This window comes from Eudoraea sp. (assembly GCF_049665975.1).
Taxonomy (GTDB): Bacteria; Bacteroidota; Bacteroidia; order Flavobacteriales; family Flavobacteriaceae; genus Eudoraea.
The window spans coordinates 1-4,960 of record NZ_JBATGR010000179.1 but is presented as its reverse complement, the minus strand read 5'-3'; the positions used below and the strand labels follow the sequence as shown (position 1 = coordinate 4,960).

The following is a 4,960-nucleotide window of genomic DNA, read 5'->3' as shown; positions in this document are numbered from 1 at the left end:
GTTTAATAGCCTTGCGATCTCTGGCGGTAAAGGCTCTAAGGGCATGTTGAACTTTCAGCCCTAATTGCGCGAGCACTGCATTGGGCACATCTGTTGGATTCTGTGTAACAAAATAAAGCCCAATACCTTTAGAACGAATTAGTTTTACAATACTTTCTATCTGGTCCAACAAGGCATCTGAAGCTTCTTTAAAAATTAAATGCGCCTCGTCAATAAAGAAAATCAGCTCGGGTCTGTCACTGTCTCCCTGCTCGGGGAATGTAGAATATATTTCCGCTAATAAACTCAGCATAAATGTGCTGAATAATTTGGGTCTGTCTTGTATATCTGTTAAACGAACGATATTTATATAACCCCTTCCATTTTCATCAATGCGCGTAAGGTCTTCCACGTCAAAAGATTTCTCCCCAAAAAACAAATCGGCTCCCTGTTGTTCCAATTCTATAATTTTCCTTAAAATAGTTCCTGTTGAGCTTGTTGAAATTCTCCCATATTCCTTTGCAAACTCTTTTTTGCCAGTTCCCGTAGCGTATTGTAATACCTTTTTGAAGTCCTTCAGATCTAGCAAAGGAAGTTTGTTATCATCGCAATATTTAAAAATAACGGATACAATTCCTTCCTGTGTTTCAGATAAATCCAGGATACGGGAAAGTAAAATAGGTCCAAATTCAGAAACTGTCGCCCTGAGTTTTACGCCATCTTGTTCTGAAAGGGAAAGAATTTCAACCGGAAAGCTTTTGGGTTCAAAAGGTAATCCAATCTTCTCATGTCTTTCATCAATTTTAGGATGTCCGGGGCTTGGCTGAGCTATCCCGCTGAGGTCACCCTTTAAATCCATTAAAAGCACCGGTATTCCTTTGTCAGATAGGTTTTCCGCAATTATTTGCAGTGTTTTGGTTTTACCTGTTCCGGTGGCACCAGCTATTAACCCATGTCTGTTCAGGGTCTTTAAGGGAACTTTTACATATGCCCCTGTAACGGTTTCCCCTTCTAACATTGCAGCACCCATTGTAATAAAATCACCCTTAGTTGTATACCCTTTTTCTATATGCGCATAGAATTCTTCTTTGGCACTCATTTGGTCTATTTTTGATAAAAATAGGGTAATTTTATCCAACAATAAAACCAAAGCCGAATGAAAAATTATTTACAATTATTTACTATTCTCTCCTTAGTTTGTTGTTCTGCGGTGAGTTCGCAGGAAGATTCAGGTATTACTTTTCACGAATCACATGAAGAGAAGAAAAGAAGTGCACCATTTAGTGATGTGGTTGAAGCGGGAAATCTTTTTTTTCTTGCGGGTCAAATAGGAATGGACCACACTACCAGAACTATGGTTGCACCGGGAATTAAAACAGAAACGGAACAGGCCATTAAGAATATACAGGCAGTATTAGAGCATCATGGACTAAGCTTAAACAATGTTGTTAAATGCACGGTTATATTGAGCACCATGGATGATTTCTCAGCTTTTAATGAAGTTTATTCCAAATATTTTACAAAGAAACCTGCAAGAACAACTTTTGCTGCCAGTGGTCTGGCTAGAAATGCGAAGGTTGAGATAGATGTAATAGCTGTTAAAAATTGAATTTATTAACGAAATAGTTTTTCTTGTGCGCTGTACGAGAGAAAAGTGTGCTTATAGCACCAGCTAATCAATTTCTGATTTATTTCCGGAAATTACCCTCAAGATACCGTCTTCTATATGTTATCTTTGCCGGATGATCAATAAGGAGGTTTTAGAATTGGTAAACAAGGGGCTAATGCTCCCTCTGATGGAAGAATTCTATACTATTCAGGGAGAGGGCTTTCATAAAGGTACGGCTGCCTATTTTATCAGGGTTGGAGGTTGTGATGTTGGTTGTCATTGGTGCGATGTAAAAGAAAGCTGGAATGCCGAAACCCATCCGCCAACCAATATTGAGAGTATTGTTGATAATGCCGCCAACTATTCAGATACCATAGTTGTGACCGGCGGAGAACCCTTAATGTGGGATATGGGGCCTTTAACAGAAGCCTTAAAAAACAAAGAACTCAATACTCATATAGAAACCTCAGGAGCTTACCCCTTGTCGGGCATATGGGACTGGATATGTTTGTCGCCTAAAAAAAACAAGTTACCGGTAGACCCTATTTACGAGGAGGCTCACGAATTAAAGGTTATTGTTTATAATAAGAATGATCTGGTTTTTGCAGAAGAACAGGCAAAAAAAGTTGGCAAAACCTGTATTTTGTACTTGCAACCAGAGTGGAGTGTAAGAGATAAGGTAACTCCAATGATTGTAGATTACGTAATGAAAAATCCAAAATGGAAAGTATCTTTACAAACCCATAAATATCTTAATATTCCTTAGGTTTTGACCATTCGATTAAAGGTAATTGATAACAGTCCGGCTTATAAAACCGGGACAATAGAATAAACCTAAAATAGGGTAAAAGGATTATCTGCCTCCGTTATTTTGAAGATCAAGGATGCACTCAGCATCCAAAGTAGGAACTGCCACACCTTTTGACATTTTGCTTTTTTCTAAAACGCCCATCATTCCTCCGCCAAATTCCAATTCACCACGCATAAGGCATCCGGCTATATCGCAATGATTTTCGGCATCCGGGTCCTCGTGATTATTAACCATTGCAGATCCCAGATCAACCAAGCCAAAAAGATGTCCAAATTCATGGTTAAGGGTAGACGTTTCAACATCTGTAATTGTAATTAGTGAACTCTGATTTGCGAGTTTGCGCACCACACCTTCATGGATGACCATTGATGTATTCCTATATACTGCTCCAAGAGTTACAATACCCTGGTCTTCATCATCGGAATCTGATGGGGCATCTGCAAAATAAATATAAATGGCAAGTGTCTCTCCATTATTATATTCCGTCCTGTTTTCGCTTTCAAGATCAGCAATCTCCTGTAGTGTAAGGGTTTCTTCATTAGGCGAAGGCAATTGCCGATATACTACCTGAATGTTTTGCTTAAAAGTTCGATTTCTAAGATAGATTTCAAAATTATTCATAGTCTCCATTGTAGGCCTGAAACCTTCAACGTAGGCAGCTTCAATTAACAAAGTTGAGAACCTGGTATTGGAGAGGATATCATTAGCAGAAGCTCCGGTGGCCAGTAAATTGGCAGATTTGTCAATGCCTCCATCTAAATTATCATCACTATCTTTTGAACAATTTATGAGTAAACCAAAAGCGAGTAATAGTATTAGTATTCGAAATGTCTTCATAGCATCTTTAATTTTCTTTCAGGACAAAATTACATATAAAATACAACGTGAATTTCAGGTTTCTATTATGGTTGCGTTCTAAGCATGGCTAAATAGTCGTAATGTATGCCTTCACAAATAAGTTCGCAGCTTAAATTTTGCTGCTCAGCAATCTGTTTAAGGCTGTTATAGTCTAAATATAACCAATTAAAAGGAGCACTTTTTAACCCTTTATACTCCATTGTAAATTCTATTTCACCATAATATTTCCCATGATTCGGGATCCGGTAACCACCATCATCATCTACTTGAAACATATAAATGATATCACTGGAATCTAACAATATTTGCCCTCCGGGATTCAATAATCCTTCTAAATGATTTAATAAACGAGGTAAGCCATTTAACCGTCCTGCTATTCCAACCCCATTCATTAATAGCAAAATAGTATCAAATTTCATACCAGAGTAATCGTAGATATTTGAGTGTATTACATTTTTTACACCTCTTAATTTAGAAGTGCATACAGCTCCTTCAGATTCATCGAGACCGATAACTTCAACACCTTTATTTTGCAAATAGAGACTGTGGCTGCCAGACCCACATCCCACATCTAACACAGTTCCGCGGCAGAGATCTAAAGCTTTTTGCTCTATTAAAGGCATAGCATCATAATCTCGGAATAAATAAGGCAGAGGAAGTATGTCTTTCTCGTCCAGTGAGGAGAAAGTAATAATATCTTCAGAATAATTTCCTTTTTGAAAATCAATCAGAGCCATGCCAAAAATATCCCTGCTCATTTAAATTTGTAATTTTACATGCAAAAGTGAACTTTTTGGGTGGAAAGTAAAAACAGCCAACAATTAAATAAATTGAATTTATAGATCCGGATGAAAGAACTACTTAAAAGCTTACCCTTAAGGGCAAAAGAAAAGCATACGGAAAACAAAAAATTCTTTACTAAACTTAAAAAGAGGCCACCGCGGAATTTGGACTATATCATGCAGGAATTACATCAGGCTGAATTTAAAAAAACAAATTGCCTGGATTGTGCTAATTGTTGTAAGACTACCGGACCACTTTTTACAACTGCAGATATTGTTCGAATATCAAAAAGTCTTAAGCAAAAACCAAAAAAATTCATAGACACTTATTTGAGAATTGATGAAGACAATGATTATGTGCTTAAGCAAGTTCCCTGCGCTTTTCTTGGAGTGGATAACTATTGTTCCATATATGATGTGAGACCCAAAGCTTGTCAGGAATTTCCCCATACAGATCGCAAAAAATTTCAACAGATTACAAATCTTACACTCAAGAATGTAGCCATATGCCCTGCTGCTTATAACATAGTTGAAGAAATGAAAAAGAAGATTAATATCTAGGGATTTAGTCAAATAGTTCTTTCGAAGCGACTGCTCATATCAAAAAAATTAATCCGAAAATAGTAACTTTACGCAATGGAGGTTTTATTAAATTATTTTGAAAACATACCGTCTTTCCACAGAAGCCTTATTCTTGTTTTAGGAATAACCTTTTTTTGGCTTCTTGAAGGTGCATTGCCGCTGTTTAATTTCAAGTATAAAAAGTGGAAGCATGCCCTTCCAAATTTCTTCTTTACACTTACCACAATTCTTATCAATTTTGGGCTGGCTTTTGTACTGTTGAAATCAAGCGATTGGGTTACGACAACTAAATTCGGTATTATAAATTGGTTACCTGAAATTCCGCTATGGCTCTATGTA

The 4,960-nt window shown here is 37.1% G+C and carries 6 protein-coding genes and 1 pseudogene; 4 read left to right on the top strand and 3 right to left on the bottom strand.

Features of this window, described 5'->3' with window-relative positions:
• On the bottom strand, nt 1-1,078 hold a 1,078-nt coding region (locus tag WBN20_RS06885), incomplete at its 3' end, for a helicase HerA-like domain-containing protein (RefSeq protein ID WP_424281176.1).
• Nucleotides 1,079-1,135: 57 nt separating this feature from the next.
• Here WBN20_RS06885 and WBN20_RS06880 point away from each other — a divergent pair.
• Together WBN20_RS06880 and WBN20_RS06875 are read left to right on the top strand one after the other, a co-directional pair.
• Nucleotides 1,136-1,588: a RidA family protein gene (locus tag WBN20_RS06880; protein ID WP_424270999.1), complete on the top strand. Its 453-nt coding sequence runs from the start codon at nt 1,136-1,138 to the stop codon at nt 1,586-1,588.
• Nucleotides 1,589-1,721: 133 nt separating this feature from the next.
• Nucleotides 1,722-2,354, top strand: coding sequence for a 7-carboxy-7-deazaguanine synthase QueE (locus WBN20_RS06875; protein WP_424270998.1), 633 nt, complete (start codon nt 1,722-1,724; stop codon nt 2,352-2,354).
• A gap of 87 nt (nt 2,355-2,441) precedes the next feature.
• Here WBN20_RS06875 and WBN20_RS06870 read toward each other — a convergent pair whose 3' ends face one another.
• Together WBN20_RS06870 and WBN20_RS06865 are read right to left on the bottom strand one after the other, a co-directional pair.
• Nucleotides 2,442-3,236: a hypothetical protein gene (locus WBN20_RS06870; RefSeq protein ID WP_424270997.1), complete on the bottom strand. Its 795-nt coding sequence runs from the start codon at nt 3,234-3,236 to the stop codon at nt 2,442-2,444.
• 65 nt (nt 3,237-3,301) lie between these two features.
• Nucleotides 3,302-4,015: a class I SAM-dependent methyltransferase gene (locus tag WBN20_RS06865; protein ID WP_424281175.1), complete on the bottom strand. Its 714-nt coding sequence runs from the start codon at nt 4,013-4,015 to the stop codon at nt 3,302-3,304.
• Nucleotides 4,016-4,105: 90 nt separating this feature from the next.
• On the opposite strand from WBN20_RS06865, the gene WBN20_RS06860 reads away from it, so the two are divergent.
• Nucleotides 4,106-4,600, top strand: a complete 495-nt coding sequence (locus tag WBN20_RS06860; protein ID WP_424281174.1) for a YkgJ family cysteine cluster protein — start codon at nt 4,106-4,108, stop codon at nt 4,598-4,600.
• 75 nt (nt 4,601-4,675) lie between these two features.
• Nucleotides 4,676-4,960: pseudogene (locus WBN20_RS06855) on the top strand (sterol desaturase family protein); the annotation flags it as partial.